General features: G+C 72.0%; 24 protein-coding genes, 1 tRNA gene and 1 pseudogene. 14 read left to right on the top strand and 12 right to left on the bottom strand.

Annotated elements, in window-relative coordinates:
- The first annotated feature begins 59 nt into the window (after positions 1-59).
- Positions 60-1,442 carry a DHA2 family efflux MFS transporter permease subunit gene (locus AMYTH_RS0121570; protein WP_027932061.1) on the top strand — a complete coding sequence of 461 codons (1,383 nt, stop codon included), beginning with the start codon at positions 60-62 and terminating at the stop codon, positions 1,440-1,442.
- On the top strand, positions 1,439-2,248 hold the full coding sequence (locus tag AMYTH_RS0121565; protein ID WP_027932060.1) for an SDR family NAD(P)-dependent oxidoreductase: 810 nt from the start codon (positions 1,439-1,441) through the stop codon (positions 2,246-2,248). Before AMYTH_RS0121570 ends, AMYTH_RS0121565 begins: the two co-directional genes overlap by 4 nt.
- On the opposite strand, the gene AMYTH_RS0121560 is transcribed toward AMYTH_RS0121565, so the two are convergent.
- Both AMYTH_RS0121560 and AMYTH_RS0121555 read right to left on the bottom strand, forming a co-directional pair.
- Positions 2,208-2,885: a B3/B4 domain-containing protein gene (locus AMYTH_RS0121560; protein WP_157360636.1), complete on the bottom strand. Its 678-nt coding sequence runs from the start codon at positions 2,883-2,885 to the stop codon at positions 2,208-2,210. The two genes, AMYTH_RS0121565 and AMYTH_RS0121560, sit on opposite strands and share 41 nt — an antisense overlap.
- A complete protein-coding gene (locus AMYTH_RS0121555; protein ID WP_027932058.1) occupies positions 2,882-3,481 on the bottom strand; it encodes a LysE family translocator in 600 nt (199 codons plus the stop codon). The genes AMYTH_RS0121560 and AMYTH_RS0121555 overlap by 4 nt, the downstream gene beginning before the upstream one ends.
- Positions 3,482-3,509: 28 nt before the next feature.
- On the opposite strand from AMYTH_RS0121555, the gene pdxR reads away from it, so the two are divergent.
- Positions 3,510-4,964: a MocR-like pyridoxine biosynthesis transcription factor PdxR gene (gene pdxR / locus AMYTH_RS0121550; protein ID WP_027932057.1), complete on the top strand. Its 1,455-nt coding sequence runs from the start codon at positions 3,510-3,512 to the stop codon at positions 4,962-4,964.
- Here the strand turns inward: pdxR and AMYTH_RS0121545 are convergent.
- The 4 genes and pseudogenes from AMYTH_RS0121545 to AMYTH_RS0121530 all read right to left on the bottom strand — a co-directional run bounded on the left by AMYTH_RS0121545 (position 4,927) and on the right by AMYTH_RS0121530 (position 6,481).
- Positions 4,927-5,190, bottom strand: coding sequence for a PNPOx family protein (locus tag AMYTH_RS0121545; protein ID WP_027932056.1), 264 nt, complete (start codon positions 5,188-5,190; stop codon positions 4,927-4,929). The genes pdxR and AMYTH_RS0121545 overlap by 38 nt on opposite strands.
- Before the next feature lie 52 nt (positions 5,191-5,242).
- Positions 5,243-5,545 (bottom strand): annotated as a pseudogene (locus AMYTH_RS0121540) (copper amine oxidase); the annotation flags it as partial.
- Positions 5,546-5,716: 171 nt separating this feature from the next.
- Positions 5,717-5,914 (bottom strand): LacI family DNA-binding transcriptional regulator, encoded by a 198-nt coding sequence (locus AMYTH_RS0121535; protein ID WP_027932054.1) that lies wholly within the window; start codon positions 5,912-5,914, stop codon positions 5,717-5,719.
- A gap of 24 nt (positions 5,915-5,938) precedes the next feature.
- Positions 5,939-6,481 carry a hypothetical protein gene (locus tag AMYTH_RS0121530; RefSeq protein WP_027932053.1) on the bottom strand — a complete coding sequence of 181 codons (543 nt, stop codon included), beginning with the start codon at positions 6,479-6,481 and terminating at the stop codon, positions 5,939-5,941.
- A 322-nt stretch (positions 6,482-6,803) separates the two neighbouring features.
- On the opposite strand from AMYTH_RS0121530, the gene AMYTH_RS0121525 reads away from it, so the two are divergent.
- On the top strand, positions 6,804-7,709 hold the full coding sequence (locus AMYTH_RS0121525; protein ID WP_027932052.1) for an NADP-dependent oxidoreductase: 906 nt from the start codon (positions 6,804-6,806) through the stop codon (positions 7,707-7,709).
- Here the strand turns inward: AMYTH_RS0121525 and AMYTH_RS0121520 are convergent.
- Both AMYTH_RS0121520 and AMYTH_RS0121515 read right to left on the bottom strand, forming a co-directional pair.
- Positions 7,706-8,107, bottom strand: coding sequence for a VOC family protein (locus tag AMYTH_RS0121520; RefSeq protein ID WP_027932051.1), 402 nt, complete (start codon positions 8,105-8,107; stop codon positions 7,706-7,708). The two genes, AMYTH_RS0121525 and AMYTH_RS0121520, sit on opposite strands and share 4 nt — an antisense overlap.
- A gap of 493 nt (positions 8,108-8,600) precedes the next feature.
- Positions 8,601-8,673: transfer RNA gene (locus AMYTH_RS0121515), tRNA-Arg, on the bottom strand.
- Between the two features lie 189 nt (positions 8,674-8,862).
- On the opposite strand from AMYTH_RS0121515, the gene AMYTH_RS0121510 reads away from it, so the two are divergent.
- A complete protein-coding gene (locus AMYTH_RS0121510; RefSeq protein ID WP_027932050.1) occupies positions 8,863-9,780 on the top strand; it encodes a cation diffusion facilitator family transporter in 918 nt (305 codons plus the stop codon).
- Positions 9,781-9,821: 41 nt separating this feature from the next.
- On the opposite strand, the gene AMYTH_RS0121505 is transcribed toward AMYTH_RS0121510, so the two are convergent.
- Positions 9,822-10,529 (bottom strand): DUF305 domain-containing protein, encoded by a 708-nt coding sequence (locus AMYTH_RS0121505; RefSeq protein WP_027932049.1) that lies wholly within the window; start codon positions 10,527-10,529, stop codon positions 9,822-9,824.
- 5 nt (positions 10,530-10,534) lie between these two features.
- The gene (locus tag AMYTH_RS0121500) at positions 10,535-11,338 is read right to left on the bottom strand and encodes a DUF3105 domain-containing protein (protein WP_027932048.1); all 804 of its coding nucleotides are present in this window, start codon (positions 11,336-11,338) and stop codon (positions 10,535-10,537) included.
- Between the two features lie 102 nt (positions 11,339-11,440).
- Here AMYTH_RS0121500 and argS point away from each other — a divergent pair, with 102 nt between their 5' ends.
- The 6 genes from argS to rho all read left to right on the top strand — a co-directional run bounded on the left by argS (position 11,441) and on the right by rho (position 20,089).
- On the top strand, positions 11,441-13,096 hold the full coding sequence (gene argS, locus AMYTH_RS0121495; protein WP_027932047.1) for an arginine--tRNA ligase: 1,656 nt from the start codon (positions 11,441-11,443) through the stop codon (positions 13,094-13,096).
- A gap of 6 nt (positions 13,097-13,102) precedes the next feature.
- The gene (gene lysA / locus AMYTH_RS0121490) at positions 13,103-14,539 is read left to right on the top strand and encodes a diaminopimelate decarboxylase (RefSeq protein WP_020417774.1); all 1,437 of its coding nucleotides are present in this window, start codon (positions 13,103-13,105) and stop codon (positions 14,537-14,539) included.
- 5 nt (positions 14,540-14,544) lie between these two features.
- On the top strand, positions 14,545-15,852 hold the full coding sequence (locus AMYTH_RS0121485) for a homoserine dehydrogenase (RefSeq protein WP_027932046.1): 1,308 nt from the start codon (positions 14,545-14,547) through the stop codon (positions 15,850-15,852).
- Positions 15,849-16,913 carry a threonine synthase gene (gene thrC / locus AMYTH_RS0121480; protein WP_027932045.1) on the top strand — a complete coding sequence of 355 codons (1,065 nt, stop codon included), beginning with the start codon at positions 15,849-15,851 and terminating at the stop codon, positions 16,911-16,913. The genes AMYTH_RS0121485 and thrC overlap by 4 nt, the downstream gene beginning before the upstream one ends.
- The gene (gene thrB, locus AMYTH_RS0121475) at positions 16,910-17,791 is read left to right on the top strand and encodes a homoserine kinase (protein WP_027932044.1); all 882 of its coding nucleotides are present in this window, start codon (positions 16,910-16,912) and stop codon (positions 17,789-17,791) included. Before thrC ends, thrB begins: the two co-directional genes overlap by 4 nt.
- Before the next feature lie 390 nt (positions 17,792-18,181).
- Complete coding sequence (gene rho / locus AMYTH_RS0121470) at positions 18,182-20,089, top strand: transcription termination factor Rho (protein WP_027932043.1); 1,908 nt, start codon at positions 18,182-18,184, stop codon at positions 20,087-20,089.
- 61 nt (positions 20,090-20,150) lie between these two features.
- On the opposite strand, the gene AMYTH_RS0121465 is transcribed toward rho, so the two are convergent.
- Positions 20,151-20,654 carry a hypothetical protein gene (locus tag AMYTH_RS0121465; RefSeq protein WP_027932042.1) on the bottom strand — a complete coding sequence of 168 codons (504 nt, stop codon included), beginning with the start codon at positions 20,652-20,654 and terminating at the stop codon, positions 20,151-20,153.
- A gap of 220 nt (positions 20,655-20,874) precedes the next feature.
- On the opposite strand from AMYTH_RS0121465, the gene rpmE reads away from it, so the two are divergent.
- Together rpmE and prfA are read left to right on the top strand one after the other, a co-directional pair.
- Positions 20,875-21,105 (top strand): 50S ribosomal protein L31, encoded by a 231-nt coding sequence (gene rpmE / locus AMYTH_RS0121460; protein WP_017987296.1) that lies wholly within the window; start codon positions 20,875-20,877, stop codon positions 21,103-21,105.
- An 82-nt stretch (positions 21,106-21,187) separates the two neighbouring features.
- On the top strand, positions 21,188-22,258 hold the full coding sequence (prfA, locus tag AMYTH_RS0121455; protein ID WP_027932041.1) for a peptide chain release factor 1: 1,071 nt from the start codon (positions 21,188-21,190) through the stop codon (positions 22,256-22,258).
- 3 nt (positions 22,259-22,261) lie between these two features.
- On the opposite strand, the gene AMYTH_RS0121450 is transcribed toward prfA, so the two are convergent.
- Entirely contained in the window at positions 22,262-23,023 is a 762-nt protein-coding gene (locus AMYTH_RS0121450; protein WP_027932040.1) for an alpha/beta fold hydrolase, read from the bottom strand.
- Positions 23,024-23,082: 59 nt separating this feature from the next.
- Between AMYTH_RS0121450 and AMYTH_RS0121445 the strand changes: the two genes are divergently transcribed.
- Positions 23,083-23,430, top strand: coding sequence for a MerR family transcriptional regulator (locus AMYTH_RS0121445; RefSeq protein ID WP_017987299.1), 348 nt, complete (start codon positions 23,083-23,085; stop codon positions 23,428-23,430).
- The last annotated feature ends 2 nt before the right edge of the window (positions 23,431-23,432 follow it).

The following is a 23,432-nucleotide window of genomic DNA, read 5'->3' as shown; positions in this document are numbered from 1 at the left end:
TGCTACTCGAATTGAACCCGTGGGTTCACTTGTCCTGACCAGTAAGCTAACTTGAACCCATGAGTTCAATCGATGCGGACGAACGCCTGGATCCGGCACTCGTCCGGATGATCACCGCGGTCCTGCTCGGCGGGATCCTGGGCATCCTCAACAGCACGATGGTCGCCACCGGGACGGACGTCCTCGCCGCTGACTTCCGCGCTTCGCTGAGCACGATCGGCTGGGCCACCACCGGTTTCCTGCTCGCGGTCACCGTCGCCATCCCGTTCACGACCTGGGCCGTGGACCGCTTCGGCGGACGCCGGATGTGGCTGTCCGGGCTGGCCGTGTTCCTGGCCGGATCGCTGGCCGCCGGGTGCGCGTGGGACGTCGGCAGCCTCATCGCCGCACGGGTCGTGCAGGGTCTCGGCGCCGGCATCCTGGACCCGCTGGTCCTGACGCTGCTCGCGCGCGCCGCGGGACCCGCTCGCGCCGGGCGCGTGATGGGCCTGATGGGCGTGGTGCTCTCGCTCGGGCCGGTGCTCGGGCCGGTCGCCGGAGGCGCGGTGCTGGACGTGCTCCCGTGGCGCTGGATGTTCCTGCTCAACGTGCCGCTCGGACTGGTCGCCGTGCTGCTCGCGCTGCGCTCGGTTCCGCGCGACGACGGTCCGGCAGCGGTTCCGGCACCGCTCGACGTGCGCGGGCTCGCGCTGCTCGGCCCGGGGTTCGCCGCCCTCGTCCTGGCGCTTTCGCGGGCCGCGGAGCACACCGCGTTCGCCACCGCGTCGGTCCTGGTCCCGCTCGTCGCCGGTGTCGTCCTGTTGCTCGCGTACGGCGGGCACGCCAGGCGCGCCGCGGCGCCGCTCATCGATCTGCGCCTCTTCGCGCGGGGCGGGTTCACCGCGAGCGTCGCCGTGATGGCGCTCGTCGGGCTCGGCACGTTCGCGAACTTGTTCGTCCTCCCGCTCTACTACCAGCAGGTGCACGGCCACGGCGTGCTCGCCGCCGGATTGCTCGTCGCACCGGTCGGCCTCGGCGGGGCGCTGTCGATGCCGCTGGCCGGGCGGCTGTCCGACCGGATCGGGGCGCGGGTGCTGGTGCGCGCCGGCGCGGTCGTGGCCCTGCTTGCCGGGCTCGCGTTCACCTGGATGGGCCCGGACGCGGGCCAGGCGTGGCCCGCGGTGGCCGCGTTCGTCATGGGCCTGGGGCTCGGCTTCGTCGGCGCGCCCACGATGGGTTCGCTGTACCGGACCCTGCCCGCGGAGCTGGTGCCGCAGGGCAGCTCGGCGCTGTACATGCTCAACCAGCTCGGCGCGTCGATCGGCGTGGTCGTCGTGACGCTGATCCTGGAAACCGCGGGCGACGCGATGGCCGGTTTCCACGGCGTGTACTGGTTCGCGGTCGGCGCGCTCGTCGTGGTGCTGGCGGCGAGCCCGCTGCTGCCCGGGAAGGCGGAGCGATGAGGACCGTCGTCATCACCGGCGGCACCGCCGGGATCGGTGCGGGAGTGGCGCGCGAGCTGCTGGCGCGCGGCGACCGGGTGGTCGTCGTGGGCCGGAACCCGGCGAAGGCGCTGCCGGGCGCGGACTTCGTGCACGCCGACCTGAGCCTGGTGGCGGCGGCGCACGCGGCAGCCGACGAGATCATCGCCAAGTACCCGCGGATCGACGCGCTCGTGCTGTGCGCCCGGTTCTTCCGCTCCCGCAGGCACGAGACCACGGAGGGCTTCGAGGACAACTTCGCCCTGTTCTACCTGAGCCGGTTCGTGCTGGCGGAGCGGCTGGCCGGTGCACTGTCCGAAGCGGACAGACCGGTGATCGTCAACGTCGCCGGGCCGGGCGCCCCGCTGGACGTCGTGAACCGGCACGACCTCCAGTTCACCCGGCACTACCATCCGATCGACGCGATGGCCCAGGGCGGCAAGCTCAACGACCTCCACGGTGTCTCGTTCGCCGAGCGGCACCCGCGGATCCGCTACGTGCTGGTGCACCCGGGTGTCACGGCGACCAGCTTCGCGGGTGAGTACGACGCCGCGAGCGCGCGACAGGTGGACCGGATGAAGCGGTTCGGCAAACCGGTGGGGGAAGCGGTGGCCCCGATCGTGCGGGCGCTCGACTCGCCGCCCGCCGAGCCCTTGAGCGCGTTCGTCGAAGGCAGGCGCATCCCCGTCGACGGGCCCGCGTTCGACGTCCAGACGGCGAGGTGGTTGCACGCCGAAACGCGGCGGCTCAGCGGAGTTTCGCGCGGAACTCCGGCGCGTCCCGGCTGAGCACCGTCGCCTCCGAGCCCGGCAGCTCGGCGCCCAGCGCGTCGAGCAGCCGGGGCACGTCCGTGGCAGCCGTGGCATGCAGGGCTTCCGCGACGATCAGTACCGACCGCGTCGCCGGGGTGACGGCCGATCGCGCGCTCTGCCGGTGCGTCCACCGGCGGGCGTGCGCCCGGCCGTGCTCGTCGGCGAAGACGATCTCGCCCGGGGCCGGGTGCTCGGTGGCGCCGGAGAACGCCGCGTATTCCTCGTTCCCCGTGGCGTACCGGACTTCCAGCAGGCCGTCGACGGCGTCCGCGTCGAACACGGCGACCGGGATCGCGAAGGCGAGCGAAACCGCGTTGCCCAGGTCGATCATCGGGTGGATCGACGGCAGCGACCCGTCCTTGCGGAAGCGGCGCAGCAACGATTCCGCCGCGCACCGGTACTGCGTCGGTTTCAGGCCCATCCGCGTGAACGCCTGCCGCCACGCCTGGATCTCGGGGAGCGCGGACTCCGGGCCGGCCGCGAGCCGTTCCGCCGCGATCCGCCAGTAGCGCGACGGATCACCGGACGGCCGCGCGTGTTCCGCAAACAGCACGCCCGGCACCAGCTGCGGGAAGTCCGACCAGATCGCGTCGGAGTGCCGGAAGCACATCATTCGGCGGCCAGCCGGACGGCGAGGGCGGCGAACGTGCCCGCGAACATCCGGCGCATCCACGCCCGCACCCGCGGCCGGGACAGCACGCGGTCGCGCATCGCCGCGGCGCCCGCCCCGTAGGCGACGAACACGACCAGCGTCAGGGCCATGAACACCGCGCTCAGCTCGGCCATCGTGACCAGCGAGCGCGGATCGCCGGGGTGCACGAACTGCGGCAGGAACGCGAAGAAGAAGATCGTGAGCTTCGGGTTGAGTACGTTGACCAGCACCGCGGACACGATCACGCGGGCGGCCGAGCGGGGCGCGGGCGCCTCCGGCGGCCGGTCCGGCTCGCGCAACGCCGACCACGCCAGGTAGAGCAGGTAGGCCACCCCGGCGTACTTGATCACCTGGAACGTCACGGCGCTGGCGTGCAGCAGCGCGGCGAGGCCGGTGATGGCGGCGATCGCGTGCGGAACGGTGCCCAGCGTGCAGCCCACCGCGGCGATGACGCTCGCGCGCGTGCCGTGCGCCAGGCCCGCACTCATGGTCAGCAGCGCACCGGTGCCCGGCGTGGCCACGACGACCAGCGCGGTGAGCAGGAATTCGACGGACATGGGACCAGCCTGGCGGGATACTGGTCCGGTGGACAGGTCCAAACCCGAGCCCGTCGAGAGGTCCGTAACGGGATCGGACTTCCTCCAGCTCGACATCGGCGAGGCCCCGCCGGGCGGGCGGTCGGCGTGGCTCGCGGCGCGCCTGCGGGACGCGATCGCGGACGGGCGGCTGCCGGTGGGCAGCAGGCTGCCGCCGACGCGGACGCTGGCGGCCGAGCTGGGCGTGTCGCGCGGGGTGGTGACCGAGGCGTACCAGCGGCTCGTCGAGGACGGGCACGTCGCAGGGCGCGGCCGTGGCGGGACCGTCGTGGTGGCGGTGCCCGTCACCGCGTCGCCCGCACCGGCTCCCGCGCCGAGCGCGGACGTCGTGTTCGAGCCTCGGCCGGACGTCTTCGACCGGTTGCGCGCGGCGCCGGCCCGCATCGACCTCACCCCGGGCGTGCCGGACCTGGCCGCGTTCCCGCGGGTGGCGTGGCTGCGGGCGGAACGGGCGGTGCTCGGCGGGCTCTCGGCGGCGGACTTCGGGTACGGCGACCCGCGGGGCGCGCCGGCGTTCCGGCTGGCGGTGGCGAACTGGCTGGCCCGAAACCGGGGCATCCGCGCCGATCCCGCCGACGTCGTCGTGGTCGCCGGGGTCGCGCAGGCGCTCGGCCTGCTCGCGACGGTGTTCCGCGCGCACGGCATCGGCGAGGTCGCGGTGGAGGACCCCGGCTCGCTCGGCGCGCGGCAGCACCTCCGCACCAGCGGCCTGGCCACTCCGCCGGTGCCGGTCGACGACGAGGGCGTCCTGGTGTCCGAACTGCGGTCGCCCGCGGTGCTGCTGACGCCCGCGCACCAGTTCCCGGCGGGCGTGGTGCTCGGCGGCGAGCGGCGGCGCGAGCTCATGCGGTGGGGCGGCCTGATCGTCGAGGACGACTACGACGCCGAGCACCGGTACGACCGCCCGCCGGTGCCCGCGCTGCGCTCGATGCTGCCGGAGCGGGTCTGCTACGCGGGCAGCATCTCGAAGCTGCTCGCCCCGGCGCTCCGGATCGGCTGGCTGCTGGTGCCCCCGCGGTACCAGCGGGACCTCGTGGACGCGAAGCGGTACGCCGACCTGGGCAACGCGGTGCTGCCGCAGCTGGTGCTGGGGCACCTCATGACATCCGGCGAGCTGGAGCGGCACCTGCGCTTCGTGCGCCGCCGCCACCGGCGCCGCCGGGACGCGATGATCGACGCGGTCCGCCGCCACCTGCCCGGTGTGCGCGTGCACGGCGCGGCGGCCGGCCTGCACCTGATGATCACGTTCGACCGTGAGCTGTCCGATGTGGACCTGGCGACCGCGGCGCTGACCCGCGGGGTCAAGGTGCAGCCGCTGTCCTGGCACCGCCAGCGCCCCGGCGCGCCCGGCCTGGTGCTCGGCTACGCCGCGAGGTCGCCGGGCGAGATCGAGGAGGGCGTGCGGATCATCGCGGAGCTGGTGGCCCGTCGTAGCGCAGCATGAAGTCCGCCAGCCCGCCGCCGACGTCGTCGCGCACCCTGGCCCGCACATCGGAAGGCAGTGCCCCAGCAGCACCACGTCGTCCCAGCCGCGCCGGGAACACCACCGGCAGGTGCGTGGCGACCGGCGCGCCATCGGACGGTGTCACCAGCAGCGCGAACGGGCTGCGCCGCACCAGGTCGATCTCGTCGGCGACCGACGGGGCCGCGTCCCGGGCGAACTCGTGCACCTCAGCCCCCGTGCTAGTGGCAGTGCGCCCCGCCCGGAGCAGGCACGTCGAAGTGGATGCAGATCGCGTCGGCCAGCGTCACCGGCTTGCCCTCGTCGTCGGCGACGATCGCGTCCAGGTAAGTGATCTCGCCGAGGCAGTCGCAGCAGAGCTCCAGCGAGTTGGACAGCTTGCCGAGCTGGTACTCGCCGGTGTCGAAGTAGTTCTGCCAGAACCTGATGGGCCCGGGGTCGGCGTAGGGCACGACCATCTCGGCCACCGACGCGCGGTGCACGACCGGCCGCAGCCGTCCGCCGTCGGTGAAGCTCAGCTCGTGCAGCACCAGGCCCTCGCGCATGTCGAACCCGACCCGGACCAGCCGCCTGCCCTCGTCGCCGGTGAAGCGGCGGCAGTGAGGTCGACGGACAGCACGACGCCCGCCGATTCGTCGCCGGTGAACCGGCTCCCACGGCCTGGTCGACCACGCCGAACACGAACGACATGTAGTACTCGGAGCGGGTGAGGATCTCCGGCAGGTGCAGCCCGATCACGCCGGTGCCGGCGCGCCGCAGCGAGCGCGCGGCCGGGTTCGGGGTGCAGCCGAGCCGCCGCGCCACGGCACCACGTGCTGCTTCGTCCGCTCCGACACCCGGCCGGAATCAGGCAACGCGTCCGACCCGGTCGTCTTGGACACCCCGGCGGCCTTCGCCACGGCGATCAGCGCGACGGGCTCATCCTTGCTCACCCGACGGCGGTATCCGTGCGGTGATCAGCGGTGCGGCGGGTAGGGGCCGGTGTTCAGCTCGATCTCGCTCTGCTCGCGGTCGGACAGCGACGCGTCGCGGTCGCCCTGGGACGCCGAGCGGTCCTCGTGTGACGCTCCCCGGTCCCGCGCCGCCTGGTGCCGGGATGTTCTCGCCGAGCCCTGGTCGCTCGCCGCCTTGTTGAGGAACGTCCGGACGTCGAACCGGTCCTCCGCCGCGGCGGCGCGGTCGCCTGCCGCCGCGAGCCGGTCCGACTCGGCCTCCGCCATGAACGCGGCCACCGCGTCCGGGTCGTCCGTCGCCAGTTCCTTTTCCCGCCGGGTCGCTTCGGCTTCACGTTGCAGCGCGGCCCGCTCCCGGGCCTCGGCGTTCGCCAGCGACGTGAAGATGGCGTGCCGCTCCCGCCGGTTCTGCGCCGCCTCGATCTCCGCGAGGGTGTCCCGGTCGATGGCTGCCCTGTCCCGGCGGTCGGCTGCCCGGTCGCGTGCGTCCGCCAGGTCGTCGCGTTCGTTCGCCGCGCGGTTCCGGTCGTCCGCTGCCTCGGTCATCTCCCCATCATTCCACCTCAGCGAGCCGGTCGCTGCCGCCTTCGCAGGGCACGTGACTCGTTCGTGAGCCGTTTCGCCTCTTCGCGTCGCCGTGCTGCCCTGGCTCGCTCGTCGGCCGCCCGCTCGCACGCCGCCTTGGCGTGCAGCCGGACCGCGGCGGCCGTGACGGCGATTTCCGTGCTGATTCCGCACACCAGCGCGGCGACGGTCCCAGCGTTGCGGTCCGGCCGTGCAGTGGCCATGTACGGGTGTGCCCGGGCACGAACCGGCGAAACTCGCCGGCGCTGGAATATCCCGTCGCGGGCGCACCGTTGCGCCGGGCATGAAGGCAATCGCGCTGCGGGAGTACGGCTCGGCGGACGACCTCCGGCTGGCCGATGTCCCGGATCCCAAGGTCGGTCCGGCGGAGGTCCTGGTCAGGGTCAAGGCCGCCGGGGTGAACCCGGTCGACTGGAAGCTCGCCGCGGGCGGGCTGGACGCCCTGATGGAGGTCCGGTTCCCGCTTGTGCCCGGCTGGGACGTGGCGGGCGTGGTCGAGCAGGTGGGCTTCGACTCCGGGGAGTTCGCCGTCGGCGACGAGGTGTTCGGGTACGTCCGCAAGGACTGGGTGCAGCAGGGTGCGTACGCCGAGCTGGTGACCGCGAACGTGCGGATGCTCGCGAAGAAGCCGCGCTCGCTGGATTTCGCGCAGGCCGCGGGTGTGCCGCTGGCCGGGCAGACGGCGTACCGCTCGTTGAAGCGGGTCGGGATCAAGGCCGGTGAGACGGTGCTGATCCACGCCGCGGCCGGTGGCGTCGGCTCGTTCGGCACGCAGATCGCGGTCGCGCTGGGCGCGCGGGTGATCGGCACGGCGAGCGAGCGCAACCACGACTACCTGCGTGAGCTGGGTGCGGAGCCGGTCACCTACGGCGAGGGCCTGGCGGACCGGCTCCGCGAGCTCGGCCCGATCGACGCCGCGGTGGATTTCGTGGGCGGCGACGCGGTGGAGGTGTCCCGCGAGTTCGTGAGCCCGGACCGGATCGCGTCGATCGCGAACCCGGCTGTCGGCGCGCACGGCTACGTGTGGGTCCGCCCGGACGGCGCCGAGCTGGCCGAGCTGGCGCGCCTGGCGGACGAGGGCAAGCTGATGGTGCACGTCGACCGGACGTTCCCGCTCGCAGAGGCCGCCGAGGCGTGGCGCTTGAGCCAGCAAGGCCGCACGCGCGGGAAGATCGTGCTGACCGTCTAGCCGACGAAGATGCAGAACGGGTGCCCGGCCGGATCGGCGTAGACGTACAACGGTTCGTCGGGGTCGTCGCTGCGGTCGCGGAGCAGCCGGGCGCCGAGGCGCAGCGCCCGCTCGTGCTGGGCCTGCAGGTCGGTCTTGGTGGGCACGGTGAGGTCGAGGTGCAGCTGCTGCGGCACCGGGCCATCCGGCCACGTTGCCGCCGGCAGTGTGCCGACCTGCTGGAAGGCCAGCTGGGGGCGGCCGTCCGGGGTGCGCAGCACGAGCCAGTCGGCGTCGCCGTCCTCGTCGCCCGGCCGGTACACCAGCCCGAGCAGCTCGCGGTAGAACTCCGCGAGCTGCCGGGCGTCGGTGCAGTCGAGGACGACCTGGCGGAACGTCGGCAGGGTCATGACGATCATCCTGCCGCAGCCTGTAAGCCGCGGCAGCGCAACGCGGTCCGGGCTGCCCGCCGACTGGTCCGGTTCCGGCCGTGCGGCTCACCACTCGCTCGACCAGCTCCTCCACCTCGGAAGTGACACCGGTCAGGGCGAACCGGTCGACCACATCGGACCGTCGAGACTTTGCCGTCCAGGGCGTAGGCGTGCATCCAGCGCCACAGCTTCGGTTCGAGGGCCGGCGCGGCGGCCCGGACCACGGCGTGGACGCGCTCGGCCATCGCCCTGCCCGACGGCGCCATCCCGGCGATCTTCGCGAGCATCTTCTGATCGAACCTGGCTGGGGCGGGGATTTTCCGCGGCCACCGTGGCGCAGTCGGCTCCGTGCTGCGCGCACACAACATTGCGCACAGATCCCCGATCTTGATCGGGCTCCGCCGTGGTCGGCCGGTGAACATGACTCGGCCCCTACCGCGTTCTCGCTGGTAGGGGCCGGCTTTGTGTGTTGGAACCTGGGTGCCCTCGGCAGGATTCGAACCTGCGACACCTGCCTCCGGAGGGCAGTGCTCTATCCCCTGAGCTACGAGGGCCCATCGCTGGGCGACGTGACACAGCCTAGCGCACCCGTGTTTCCACCTTGTGAGCGGCTACCCCTTCGGAGGGGGCGGCACGGCCGCCGCTCGGTTAGGCTGCGCGAAGAAGGCAAGCCTTACCTGCCCTTGAATACATGCGCATATCACTATATATTCCCGATGCGGGACAGAGGAGGACACCAGCGCATGGGACACGGCCACGGACACGGGCACCAACCGCCCGGTAGCGCGTCCGCCCGCTACCTGCCACGGCTCGCCGCGGCGCTCGGGATCGGCGTCGCCTTCCTGTTGCTCGAAGTCGTCGTCGGGGTGGTCACCGGGTCGCTCGCGTTGATCTCCGACGCCGGGCACATGCTCACCGACGTCCTCGGGCTGGCGATGGCCCTCACGGCGATCGTCCTGGCGCGCCGGTCCGGGCCGACCTACCGGCGCACCTTCGGGCTCTACCGCGCCGAGGTGCTCGCCGCGCTGGCCAACGCCGTCCTGCTCTTCGGGGTCGCCGGCTACGTGATCTTCGAGGCCGTCGAACGGCTCGCGAACCCGCCCGAGGTGCCCGGCCTGCCCGTGCTGCTCGTGGCGGTCGCCGGGCTCGCCGCGAACGTCGTCGCCTTCGCGCTGCTCCGCGACGGCTCCAAGGAGAGCCTCAACCTGCGCGGCGCGTACCTGGAGGTCCTCGCCGACCTGATCGGGTCGGTCGGCGTCCTCGTCAGCGGCGTGATCACCCTGACCACCGGCTGGCGCTACGCGGACGCCCTCATCGGTGTCGCGATCGGACTGTTCGTGCTGCCGCGCACCTTCACCCTCGCCCGGCGTGCGCTGCGCATCCTGTTCCAGCACGCCCCCGCCGAGGTGGACGTCGAACGAATCAGCGCGGAACTCGCCGAGCTCGCCGGGGTGTGCGACGTGCACGACCTGCACGTGTGGACGCTCACCTCGGGCATGGAGGTCGCCTCCGCGCACCTCACCCTGGAACGCACCGCGCAGCCTGCCGAGGTCCTCGCCGCCGCGCAGACGCTCCTCAAGGACCAGTACTCGATCGAGCACGCCACGCTGCAGTGCGAACCACGCGAATCGGCGGCGCGTTGCCAGGAACTCAGCTGGTGATCACGGACTGAGCGCCCCGGTGCGCCTCGCTCCCGGGAGTGTCAGGGGAACGGCAGTGGCTGCGCGCCCCGCGCGCTGAGCATGTTCCGCATCACCGTCATCTCCGCGCCCTGCGACGTCAGGATGCTCTGCGTCAGCGCCTTGACCGCGGACACGGACGTGTGGTCGTGCGCGTACTGCGCCATCTCGGTGCCGCCCTGGTGGTGCCGCAGCATCAGCTGCAGGAAGTACACGTCCAGCTCCGCGCCGGACAGCGAGCGCAGCTTCGCCAGCTCCTCGTTGGTCGCCATGCCGGGCATCGGCGCGCCCGCGGCCGCCGCGGCGGACGACGTCGGCGCCATCGCCATGTGGTCGTGCCCGGCGCCGGCCGTCATCCACGTCATGTACTCGCCCGTGGCCTGCTCGGGCTGGCCCCACAGCATGAGCCAGCCCTTCATCCGGCCGACCTGCTCGCGCTGCGTGGACTCGATGTCGAACGCCAGCTGCTTCAGCTGCGGATCGCTCGTGTGGTCGCGCTCCCAGCTGGCCATGGTCACGGCCTGCAGGTGGTGCACCGACATGTCCTGCGCGAACCCGACCTCGACCGAACCCTCCGCGGGCGTGGCGGAGGTCTCCGGACCCCGCGCCAACGACGTCAGGAACATCCCGAGCACCGCGCCGACCAGCAGCACCACGACCACCGTCGCGCCGATGACGACCGGACGGGGGCCCGGCCGGTCCGCCACCGGAGCGTCTTCTTCGTCCGCCATCAGGATCAGGACGTCGGGGCCGAGCTGGGCATCCCGGTGTCCTGCTGCGTGCCCGCGGAACCCTGGTAGTCCATCGGCTTCGCGTCCGGGCCCGGCGGCGTCGGGTCGAACGGCGGCGGGTTGTCCGGGTCGAAGGCGCCCGCGCCGAGGGCGTCGCACGAGGCACCGACCTCCGGGTAGGTGTTCTGGTTGGTCCGCAGCGCGGTGATGAACTGGTCGATCCGCTCGTCGGTGGCCGAGCCGACCTTCAGCTGGTGACCCCAGGACTGCAGGGAGACCGCGGAATCCAGACCGGGGTAGGGCGACATCATCGTGTACGGCTTGCCCTCGACCTTGGACTTGAGCGTGTTCAGCGCGTCACCGCTGACCTGGTCGGGGTTGTAGGCGATCCACACGGCCCCGTGCTCGAGCGAGTGCACCATGTTCTCCGTGCGCACCGCGACGGGGTAGACGACGCCGTTGCACGCCGCCCAGTAGCCGTCGTGCGGGCCGCCGTAGGGCGGGTTGTGGTCGTAGGCCACCCGCTCGGTCGGCAGGATGTGCACGCTGGCCTGGTACTGGCCGGTGACGATGCCGGGGATGCTCAGCGACGGGTCCGGGTTGTCCGCGGTGGGCGCCCAGCTGGCCAGCGCGCGCTTGGGCGCCGACTGGACCAGGTAGTAGGTGACCACCACGGCGGCGAGCGCGACCACCGCGACCACCGAGATGATCGTGCCCCAGGGCACACCCTTCTTGGACACCACCGAGCCGCGGGCCGCCTTCACGCTGCCCTTCTTCGGTGCGCCCTTCTTCTTAGTGCCGCTGGCCATGGCTCCCGCGTCTCCCGTCAAGTGGATATACCCGGGTAGAGTTTAGGGACCCCGTGTTCGGTCCCTGTCAACGGCCGAGGTCGCGGCCCTTACACTCGGCTGGTGACTCCCGAGGCCCTAGCTGACCTGGTCCGTACGTCCGCCGCGCAGGTGCTCACCGCCCGTGGCGCCGACCCCGCCGTGCTCCCCGCCACGGTGACCGTCGAGCGCCCGCGCAACCCGGAACACGGAGACTACGCCACCAACATCGCGCTGCAGGTGGCGAAGAAGGCCGGCCTGGCCCCGCGCGACTTCGCCCAGGAGCTGGCCGACGCGCTCGCCGCCACCGACGGCATCGACTCCGCCGAGATCGCGGGCCCCGGGTTCGTGAACCTCCGGCTGGCCGCCGACGCCCAGGGCGAGCAGATCCGCCAGGTCCTCACCCTCGGCGACGCCTACGGCCGCGGCACCGCACTGGCCGGCCGCAAGATCAACCTCGAGTTCGTGTCGGCGAACCCGACCGGCCCGATCCACCTCGGCGGCACCCGCTGGGCCGCGGTGGGCGACGCGCTCGGCCGGGTCCTGCAGGCGCAGGGCGCCGACGTCACGCGCGAGTACTACTTCAACGACGCCGGCGCGCAGATCGACCGGTTCGTCCGGTCGCTGATCGCCGCCGCGAAGGGCGACCCCGCGCCGGAGGACGGCTACGCGGGCGCCTACATCAGCGACATCGCCGCCGAGGTCCTGCGCCAGGAGCCCAGCGCGCTGTCGCTGCCGGAGGACGAGCGCAACGAAACGTTCCGCCGCATCGGCGTCGACCTGATGTTCGGCGAGATCAAGAAGAGCCTGCACGAGTTCGGCACCGACTTCGACGTCTACTTCCACGAGGACTCGCTGCACCAGAGCGGCGCGGTGGAGAAGGCCGTCGAGAGCCTCAAGGAGAACGGCAGCCTCTACCACGCCGACGGCGCCTGGTGGCTGCGCTCCACCGAGTTCGGCGACGACAAGGACCGCGTGGTCATCAAGAGCGACGGCGCGCCCGCCTACATCGCCGGTGACATCGCCTACCTGCAGGACAAGATCGGCCGCGGCTTCGACCTGTGCATCTACATGCTCGGCGCGGACCACCACGGCTACATCGCCCGGCTGAAGGCCGCCGCGGCCGCGATGGGCCACGACCCGTCGGTGGTCGAGGTGCTGATCGGCCAGCTGGTGAACCTGGTCAGCGAGGGCAAGCCGGTCCGGATGAGCAAGCGCGCGGGCACGGTGATCACGATGGAGGACCTCGTCGAGGCCGTCGGCGTGGACGCCGCCCGCTACGAACTGACCCGCTACTCCGTCGACTCCAGCATCGACATCGACCTCGACCTGCTGCGCAAGAGCAGCGACGAGAACCCGGTCTACTACGTGCAGTACGCGCACGCCCGGCTCGCCTCGCTCCAGCGCAACGCCGCCGACCTCGGACTGAAGTTCGACAACGACGCCGACTTCGGGCTGCTCACCCTCGACCGCGAGGGTGACCTCATCCGCACGATCGGGGAGTTCCCGACGGTCGTGCAGCGCGCCGCCGAGCTGCGTGAACCGCACCGCGTGGCGCGTTACCTGGAAAGCCTCGCCGGCGCGTTCCACAAGTTCTACGCCGTCGCGCAGGTCCTGCCCAAGGGCGACGAGGAAGCCACGCCGCTCACCTACGCCCGCCTCGCCCTGTGCGAGGCCGCGCGGCAGGTGTTCGCGAACGGCCTCGCCCTGCTCGGTGTCTCAGCTCCGGAACGGATGTAATCCCAGATGGCTCACCCCGCCGGCCCGCGGCACGCGGAGGTCTACCCGCATGCCGACACCTCCGGTTTCCCCCCGTCCAGTTCCGAAGAGCTCGACCGGCTCTACCCGAAGGTCTGGCCCCGCAACTCCTACCGCGCCCCGGACGGCGTGGTGCGGATCGCGGGCGTCGACGTGCGGCAGCTGGCCGAGACCTACGGCACGCCGTTGTTCGTCGTCGACGAGGCCGACTTCAAGTCGCGCTGCGCCGAGTACGCCGAGGCGTTCGACGACCCGTCGCTGGTGCACTACGCGGCCAAGGCGTTCCTGTGCACCGAGGTGGCCCGCTGGGTCGCCGCGCAGGGCCTGAGCCTGGACGTCGCGAGCGGCGGCGAGCTCGCGGTCGCGCTGCGCGCCGGCTTCCCGCCGGAGCGGATCACCTTCCACGGCAACAACAAGTCGGTCGCCGAGCTGGAGACCGCGGTCGGCGCCGGGGTCGGCACGGTCGTGCTGGACTCCTACTACGAGATCGCGCGGCTGGCCGACGTCGCGGCGCGGCTCGACGTCGAGCAGAAGGTGCTGATCCGCGTCACGGTCGGCGTCGAGGCGCACACGCACGAGTTCATCGCGACCGCCCACGAGGACCAGAAGTTCGGCTTCTCGCTGGCCGCGGGCGACGCCGCGGAGGCGGTGCGCCGGGTGCTGAACGCGCCGTCGCTGCGCCTGGTCGGCCTGCACAGCCACATCGGGTCGCAGATCTTCGACGCCGACGGCTTCGAGGTCGCCGCGCGCCGCGTCATCGGGCTGATGGCCGAACTGGTCAAGGAGCACGGCGAGCAGCTGCTGGAGCAGCTGTCGCTGGTGGACCTCGGCGGCGGGTTCGGCATCGCCTACACCGACAAGGACAACCCGCCCCCGCCGGCGCAGATGATCACCCAGATCCGCGAGATCGTCCGTAAGGAGTGCGAGTTCGCCGGGCTCCCGGTGCCGCGCATCGCGGGTGAGCCGGGCCGCGCCATCGCCGGCCCCGGCACGGTGACGCTGTACGAGGTGGGCACCATCAAGGACGTGTCGCTGGGGGACAACGAGTCCCGGCGCTACGTCAGCGTAGACGGCGGGATGAGCGACAACATCCGCACGCCGCTCTACGACGCGGTGTACGACGTCCGCCTGGTGTCGCGCGCGAGCGACGACGGGACGAGCGAGCAGGTCGGCGCGGCGCTGAGCCGCGTGGTGGGCAAGCACTGCGAGTCCGGCGACATCGTCGTGCGGGACTGCTGGCTGCCGGACACCCTCGCTCCCGGCGACCTGCTCGCCGTCGCGGCGACCGGCGCGTACTGCTACTCCATGGCCAGCAACTACAACCGGCAGCCGCGCCCCGCGGTCGTCGCGGTCCGCAACGGCAGCGCGCGGCTGCTCCTGCGCCGCGAGACGATCGACGACATGCTGCAGCTGGAGGTGTCGTGACTGCAATGTCCACTGTAGACGGCAAGACGGTGCGCGTCGCGCTGCTGGGCTGCGGCACGGTCGGCGCCGAGGTCGCGCGGCTGCTCACCGAGCAGGCCGACGAGCTCGCCGCCCGCGCCGGCGCCCCGGTCGAGCTGGCCGGCATCGCGGTGCGCCGCCCGGACAAGCACCCCGAGCTGCCGCAGCACCTGCTGACCAACGACGCCGCCGCGCTCGTGGAGTCCGATGTGGACGTCGTGGTCGAGCTGATCGGCGGCGTCGACCCGGTGCGCGAGTGGCTGCTCACCGCGCTGCGCAAGGGGAAGTCGGTCGTCACGGCGAACAAGGCGCTGCTGGCCGAGTACTCCGCGGAGCTGTTCGAGGCGGCCGACTCCAGCGGCGCCGACCTCTACTTCGAGGCGGCGGTGGCCGGCGCGATCCCGCTGCTGCGCCCGCTGCGCGAGTCGCTGGCCGGTGACCGCATCACCAAGGTGATGGGCATCGTCAACGGCACCACCAACTTCATCCTGTCCGCGATGGACTCCACGGGCGCCGGCTACGCCGAGACCCTCGACGAGGCCAGCCGGCTCGGCTACGCGGAGGCGGACCCGACCGCGGACGTGGACGGCTACGACGCCGCGTCCAAGGCGGCCATCCTCGCCTCGCTGGCGTTCCACACCCGCGTCACCGGGTCCGACGTGCACCGCGAGGGCATCTCGAACGTGTCCGCTTCGGACATCGCGGCGGCGAAGGCGCTGGGCCGCACGGTGAAGCTGCTCTCGATCTGCGAGCGCGTCGAGGGCGAGGACGGCGCGGAGTCGGTGTCCGCGCGCGTGCACCCGGTGATGCTCCCGCGCACCCACCCGCTGGCGAACGTCGGTGGCGCGTTCAACGCCGTGTTCGTCGAGGCGGACGCGGCGGGCAGCCTGATGTTCTACGGCCAGGGCGCCGGTGGCGCGCCGACGGCCAGCGCGGTGCTCGGCGACTTGGTCGCGGTGGCCCGCAACCGGGTGCTCGGCGGCCGCGGCCCGCGCGAGTCGGCGCACGCCCAGCTGCCGGTGCGGCCGATGGGCCAGACCCCGACGCGCTACCACGTCAGCCTCGACGTGGCCGACAAGCCGGGTGTGCTCGCGCAGGTCGCGCAGGTGTTCGCGGCCCACGAGGTGAGCATCGCCGCCGTCCGGCAGCGTGACCGGCACGACACCGCCAGCCTCGTCATCGTGACGCACCTCGCACCGGACGCGGCGCTCGAGGCGACCGTCGAGGCCATCGGGAAAATGGACGTCGTCAACGAGGTCGTGAGCGTAATGCGGGTGGAAGGCGAGGATTCATGACTGCGAAGGCCGGCTGGCCCGGGATCATCGAGGCGTACGCCGACCGGGTACCGGTTCCGGCCGGGGCGGAGGTCATCACCCTCGGCGAGGGCAACACGCCGCTGATGCCCGCGCCGCACCTGTCCGAGCTGACCGGCTCGACCGTCTACCTGAAGGTCGAGGGCGCCAACCCGACCGGGTCCTTCAAGGACCGCGGCATGACGGTGGCGATCACCCACGCGAAGGCCAGCGGCCTGCAGGCGGTCATCTGCGCCTCGACCGGCAACACCTCGGCCTCGGCCGCGGCCTACGCCGCGCGCGCGGGACTGACCTGCGCGGTCCTGATCCCGCAGGGCAAGATCGCGATGGGCAAGCTCGCGCAGGCCATCCTGCACGGCGCGCGCATCCTGCAGATCGACGGCAACTTCGACGACTGCCTCGAACTCGCCCGCAAGACCGCGATCGACCACCCGGTCACGCTGGTCAACTCGGTCAACCCGGTGCGCCTGATCGGCCAGAAGACCGCCGCGTGGGAGATCTGCGACGTACTCGGCCAGGCGCCGGACATCCACTGCCTGCCGGTGGGCAACGCGGGCAACATCACCGCCTACTGGGCCGGGTACTCCGAGTACGCCGCGGACGGTGTGGTGAAGAACACCCCGCGCATGTTCGGGTTCCAGGCGGCGGGCGCGGCTCCGCTGGTCAAGGGTGAGCCGGTCGCCGAGCCGGAGACGATCGCGACCGCGATCCGCGTCGGCAGCCCGGCCTCCTGGGAGGGCGCGGTCAAGGCGAAGAACGCCTCCGGCGGCCTGTTCGAGGCGGTGACCGACGAGAAGATCCTCGCCGCGTACCGCCTGCTGGCCAGCAAGGAGGGCGTGTTCGTGGAGCCGGCGTCGGCGACCAGCGTCGCGGGCCTGCTCGCCACCGCCGCCGACGGCCGCCTGCCGAAGGGCTCGACGGTCGTGTGCACCGTCACCGGCCACGGCCTCAAGGACCCGGGCACCGCGCTGGAGGGCAACGTCGAGGTGGAGCCGCTGGCGGTGGACCCGCAGGCCGTCGCCGCGGCGCTGGAGCTGACGTGACCGCTCTGAAGGTGACCGTCCCGGCGTCGAGCGCGAACCTCGGCCCGGGCTTCGACGCGCTCGGGCTGGCGCTCGCGCTGCACGACGTCGTCGAGGTGCAGGTCACCGACGCCGGGCTGAAGGTCGAGGTGTTCGACGCCGGGGCCGGTGGGGTGGAGGACGTGCCCACCGACGAGACGCACCTCGTGGTGCGGGCACTGCGGCGCGCGTGCGAGCACCTCGGCGTCACGCCGCCGGGGCTGCACCTGCGGTGCTTCAACAAGATCCCGCACGCGCGCGGGCTCGGTTCCTCGGCCGCGGCGGTGGTCTCCGGGATCGCCGCCGGGTACGCCCTCGCGGAGCGGCCGCTGGACGGCGACGCGGTTCAGCTGGCCGCCGAGTTCGAGGGGCACGCGGACAACGCCGCCGCCAGCCTGCTGGGCGGGTTCGTCCTGGCATGGTGTGAAAAGGGCCGTTTTCACGCGGAACGGCTGACGCCGCACCCGTCGATCCGCCCGGTCGTGGCGGTGCCGTCGGTCAAGTCGTCCACGGAGGCGACGCGCGGGCTGCTGCCGGAGAAGGTGCCGCACGCCGACGCCGCGTTCTCGGCGGGCCGCGCGGCGCTCGCCGTGCACGCCCTGACCAGCGATCCGTCGCTGCTGCTGCCCGCCACCGAGGACCGCCTGCACCAGGACTACCGCGCCCCCGCGTACCCGGCGACCGGGCGCCTGGTGCACGACCTGCGTGCCGCCGGGGTCGCGGCGACGGTGTCCGGCGCCGGGCCGACCGTGCTCGCCCTGACGGTCGACGGAATAATTCCGGCGTCGGTGGACGTTGCACGATTCGAAGTCATCGAGCTGCCGGTCGACCAGACCGGGGTTCAGGTCACGGGCCGGTAGCTTCCGTGCGGAGATTCGCGGCACGCCGGGGGGTGGTTGTTGCACCTCGTGCCAGGTCGGTCTACCCTCGGGGGCGTTCGATCACCGCGCGCAATCGCACCCGGTGTCGGTCCCGGGGGTTCGTCCCGGATCGCATTCTCTCGTTGAGTCGATAATTCCGCATAGCTGGTGCAGGGATTGACCTAGGCGGGTTTCCGGTAGCCACGGTGACACGAATTCGGCGCGTTCCACCTGGAGCACGCGAGAACCCCGTGTGGCGGCTCCGCCGCTGTGACCTGCGTGTCCCGGCCGGGGAAGCCACACCGGGCAGGAGCAGACCGCCTCGCGATCGGACGCGGGCGGTAGTCCGCTGATCCACCTGGAGGCGTGGATCGGTCAGGAAGGACATGTGTGAGCAACACCGATCTTTTGAGCGGCGACGTGGCGGCCGCCGCGACGAACGCTGAGCCAGGGGAGAGCAACGGCACGGCCGCGCCGAAGCGCCGCAGCGGCGGCCTGTCCGGCATGGTGATCGCCGACCTGCGGGAACTCGCCACCCAGCTGGGCATCGGCGACACCAAGGGGATGCGCAAGGGCGACCTGATCGCCGCGATCCGCGAGCGCCAGGGCAAGGCCCCGCGCAAGCGCGCCGCCGACGAGACCCTGCCCCTCGACGGCATCGCCGCGAAGGTGGAGGCTCCGGCGCCTGCCAAGTCCGCCGAGAAGGCGCCCCGGCAGGCCGCGGCCCCGGCCGACAAGCCCGCCCCGGTGGTGGAGAAGGCCGAGAAGCCGGCTCCGGCCGAGAAGCCCGTGAACGGCGCCGAGGCGCCCCAGCAGGGCGAGGACGCCCCCCGTCGCGAGGGCGGCGCCCGCCGTCGCCGTGGCGCGAACCGCGCCGCGGGCAGCCCGGACAACCGCGGTGGCAACGACCGCGGCGGCAACGACCAGCGCGGTGGCGACCAGGCCCAGCAGGGCGGTGGCGACCAGCGCAAGCAGAACAACCGCGACTCCGGCGCCGGCCAGTCCAAGCAGAACCCGGGCGGCGGCCAGAACTCCGGTGGCGGCCAGAACAACGCGGACGACGACGAGGGCGGCCGTCGCGGCCGCCGGTTCCGGGACCGCCGCCGTCGCGGTGGCAACCGCGGTGAGGGTGGCACGGACACCGAGATCCGCGAGGACGACGTCCTGCTGCCGGTCGCCGGCATCCTCGACGTCCTGGACAACTACGCGTTCGTGCGCACCTCGGGTTACCTGCCCGGGCCGAACGACGTGTACGTGTCGCTGTCGCTGGTCCGCAAGCACGGCCTGCGCCGCGGTGATGCGATCACCGGTGTCGTCAAGCAGCCGCGTGAGGGCGAGCAGCAGCGCCAGAAGTTCAACCCGCTGGTGCGCGTCGACAGCGTCAACGGCCTGGACCCGGACGAGGCCAAGCGCCGCCCCGAGTTCACCAAGCTGACCCCGCTCTACCCGAACGAGCGGTTGCGCCTGGAGACCGAGCCGCACAAGCTGACCACCCGCGTGATCGACCTGGTCATGCCGGTCGGCAAGGGGCAGCGCGCCCTGATCGTGTCGCCGCCGAAGGCGGGCAAGACCACGATCATGCAGGACATCGCGAACGCGATCACCACGAACAACCCCGAGTGCCACCTGATGGTCGTCCTCGTCGACGAGCGTCCGGAAGAGGTCACCGACATGCAGCGGTCGGTGAAGGGCGAGGTCATCGCCTCGACCTTCGACCGCCCGCCGTCAGACCACACCTCGGTCGCCGAGCTTTCCATCGAGCGGGCCAAGCGCCTCGTGGAGATGGGCATGGACGTGGTGGTCCTGCTCGACTCGATCACCCGCCTCGGCCGCGCCTACAACCTGGCGGCCCCGGCGTCCGGCCGGATCCTCTCCGGTGGTGTCGACTCGACCGCGCTGTTCCCGCCGAAGCGTTTCCTCGGCGCGGCGCGCAACATCGAGAACGGCGGCTCGCTGACGATCTTCGCCACGGCGATGGTCGAGACCGGGTCGACCGGTGACACGGTGATCTTCGAAGAGTTCAAGGGCACCGGCAACGCCGAGCTCAAGCTCGACCGCAAGATCGCCGAGCGGCGCGTCTTCCCGGCGGTGGACGTCAACCCGTCCGGCACCCGCAAGGAGGAGCTGCTGCTCTCGCCGGACGAGCTGGCAGTCACGCACAAGCTGCACCGGGTCCTGCACGCGCTGGACTCGCAGCAGGCCATCGACCTGCTGCTGTCCCGCCTGCGCAAGACGAAGACCAACATCGAGTTCCTGATGCAGGTCAGCAAGACGGCGCTCGCCTCGGACGACGACTAGTCGTTCGTAGCACGCGAAACGGCCACCCTCCCCCAGGAAGGGTGGCCGTTTTCGCGTCGTCCTACTGGTGGGGGACCGCGGCGGGGGTCCAGCCGCGGTAGTTGCTGTAGTAGCTGTAGCCGCCCTGGGCCTTGGTGACGTGCCCGATCTTGCCGCCGACGCTGGTCGCGTAGAACCCGCCGGCGCCGTCGGAGATGCCGACGTGGCCGTAGGGCGAGGAGATGTTCCAGTACACGAACGCGCCCAGCGGCGGGTTCCGGTCACCGGCGTGCTTGGGGCTCGCGCCGTTCCAATGCGCGTTGGCCGAGGCCCACACCCCGGTGGTGCCGTAGGCGTTCTCCACGGCCTTCTCGCAGTAGCCCTGGTAGGCGGTGCTGCCGATGCGGGCCTTGAACCACGCGATGGCGCCTGCCGGCGTGCCGTCACCGGCGGCGAGGACCGAGACGTCGCTGCTCGGGGCGACGGTGGCAAGGGTCGCGGCCTGGCTCGTGGCCGGCACGAGGGCGAGTGCCGAGGCGGCGAGCGCGGCGACGGCGGCGGACTTGGCGGTGCGCGAAAGTGACATCGGCTCCTCCTCACCCGGCGGGTCCGGGTCTCGGCCAGGAGCCTCGCGTGCGCCCGTACAAAACCCGTACACGTCCCGTACCCGGAATATGCGCCGCCCGGGGGGCGTTGACCTGCACGTCAGCGCGTCTGGCAGAATCAATCCGCTAACGTCCGGCTCCGGTTCACCCCACGTGTCGAAGAACGCCGCGGGGACCCGGCGGCCACCGAGAGAGGACTCCATGAAGAGCGGTATCCACCCCGAGTACGTGCCCACCACCGTCACGTGTGGTTGCGGCAACACCTTCACGACCCGCAGCACCAAGACCTCCGGCGCCATCACGGTCGAAATCTGCTCGAACTGCCACCCCTTCTACACCGGCAAGCAGAAGATCATGGACACCGGTGGCCGGGTCGCGCGCTTCGAGGCGCGCTACGGCAAGCGGGCCGGCAAGAAGGCCGACGCCAAGTAGCTCCACCGCCGGCGCCCACTCCCGACCATCGGGGGTGGGCGCCGCTTTTGTGTCCTGAGGCCATCAAGAGGAAGGTTCGGTCGTGGATTCGTCTTCCCTGCACGGGCTGCTCGCCGAGTACGCCGATCTGGAAAAGCAGCTGGCGGACCCGGCCGTGCACGCCGACCAGGGCCGGGCGCGCAAGCTCGGCCGCCGTTACGCCGAGCTGAGCCCGATCGTCAAGGTCATCAACGAGCTGGACCAGGCGCGGGACGACCTGGGCACCGCGCGTGAGCTGGCCGACGAGGACGCGGGCTTCGCGGCCGAGGCCGAGGAGATCGCGGCGCGCATCCCGCAGCTGGAGTCCCGGCTGACGGAGCTGCTGCTGCCGCGCGACCCGTACGACGGCTCGGACGTCCTGATGGAGATCAAGTCCGGTGAGGGCGGCGAGGAGTCGGCCCTGTTCGCCGGCGACCTGCTGCGCATGTACCTGCGCTACGCGGAGCGGCACGGCTGGAAGGCCGAGGTCCTCGACGCGGTGCACTCCGACCTGGGCGGCTACAAGGACGTCACGGTCGCGGTGAAGAGCAAGGGCACGGATGCCGACGGGGTGTGGGCGCGCCTGAAGTTCGAAGGCGGCGTGCACCGCGTCCAGCGTGTGCCGGCGACCGAGTCGCAGGGCCGGATCCACACCTCCGCCGCGGGTGTCCTGATCTACCCGGAACCCGAGGAGGTCGAGGTCGAGATCGACCCGAACGACCTGCGCATCGACGTGTTCCGGTCGTCCGGCCCCGGCGGGCAGAGCGTCAACACCACCGACTCGGCCGTGCGCGTGACGCACCTGCCGACCGGGATCGTGGTGTCCTGCCAGAACGAGAAGTCGCAGATCCAGAACCGGGCCCGCGCCATCCAGGTGCTGCAGGCACGGCTGCAGGCGATGGCGGAGGAAGAGGCCGCCGCCAAGGCCGCGGACGCGCGGAAGTCGCAGGTCCGGACGGTCGACCGGTCGGAGCGGGTGCGCACCTACAACTTCCCGGAGAACCGCATTTCGGACCACCGGGTGAACTACAAGGCGTACAACCTGGACCAGGTCCTGGACGGCGACCTGGACGCCGTGCTCGACGCCCTGGCCGCCGCCGACCGCGAGGAGCGCCTGGCCACCGCGGGCCAGTGACCCCTACCGGTCCAGGAAATCCCTGATCCGGGCGAGCCACTCGTCGCGGGCCTCGGCCTGCATCGAGTGGCCGCTCGCGATCTCCACCAACTCGGCGCCCGGGATCCCGTCGGCCAGTTCGCGCTGCACGCCGATCGGCACCAGCACGTCCTGTCGCGTACCGATGACCAGCGTCGGCACGGTGATCCGGCCCAGCTCGGCGCGGGTGTCCACCGACGCCACCAGGTCCACGTGCTCCGGCGCGCCCTCGGGAACGGCCAGCCCGGCCAGCGCGCCCTCGAGTTCCTGCGGCGACAGCGCGTTCAGGTACCCCGCGCCCACGCCTGCGAAGGTCAGGTACTTCGCCAGCAGCTCCTTGTTCCCGAGGTCCAGCAGCTCCCGCCACACGTCGACGGCGAGCCGCATCTGGTTCGTCGGGTGGGCGAACCCGGCGGTCAGCACGAGGCCGGTCACCCGGTCCGGGTGCCGCGTGGCCGCGCGCACCGCGACGGCCGTGCCCAGCGAATAGCCGAGGATCGTGAAGCGCTCCACGCCGGCGGACACGGCGGTCGCCACCACGGAGTCGGCCAGCCCGTCCAGGGTCAGCGGCCCGTCGCTGCGAGGTGTCGCCCCGCTGCCCGGGTAGTCCGGGCCGACCACGGTGTGCGTGCGGGCGAGGTCGTCCAGGATCGGGCCGAAGTTGGCCTCGATGCCGCCGCCACCGCCGTGGGCGAGCAGCAGGCCGGGGCCGGATCCGCGGACGACGTGCGAGAAATGTTCGGTCATGCCGCGACGTTAGGAACTGACACCGGTGTGAAGGTCAACTTTCGAGTGAGCGAGGTCGCATGCGGATCGGGGAGCTGTCCGCCCGGACCGGGGTCAGCCAGCGGTTGCTGCGGTACTACGAGGAGCAGGGGCTCCTGGTGCCGCGCCGGGACACGAACGGTTACCGGGTCTACGACGACGACGCCGTGGTCACCGTCCGGCAGATCCGCGCGCTGCTCGCGGCCGGGCTGTCGACGTGCGTGATCCGGGAGGTGCTGCCCTGCGCCCGGGGCGAGAAGCCGGAGCTGGAGATGTGCCCGTCGCTGGTGCGCACGCTGCGTGAGCAGCTCGACGCGCTGGACGAGCGCATCGATGATCTCCGGCAGACGCGCGGGGCGCTCGCGGCATACGTCCCCGCGAGCGGATGACC

The organism is Amycolatopsis thermoflava N1165 (assembly GCF_000473265.1).
In the GTDB taxonomy this organism is placed as follows: domain Bacteria; phylum Actinomycetota; class Actinomycetes; order Mycobacteriales; family Pseudonocardiaceae; genus Amycolatopsis_E; species Amycolatopsis_E thermoflava.
The sequence above is the reverse complement of the archived record's forward strand: the minus strand, read 5'-3'. Positions and strand labels throughout refer to the sequence as shown.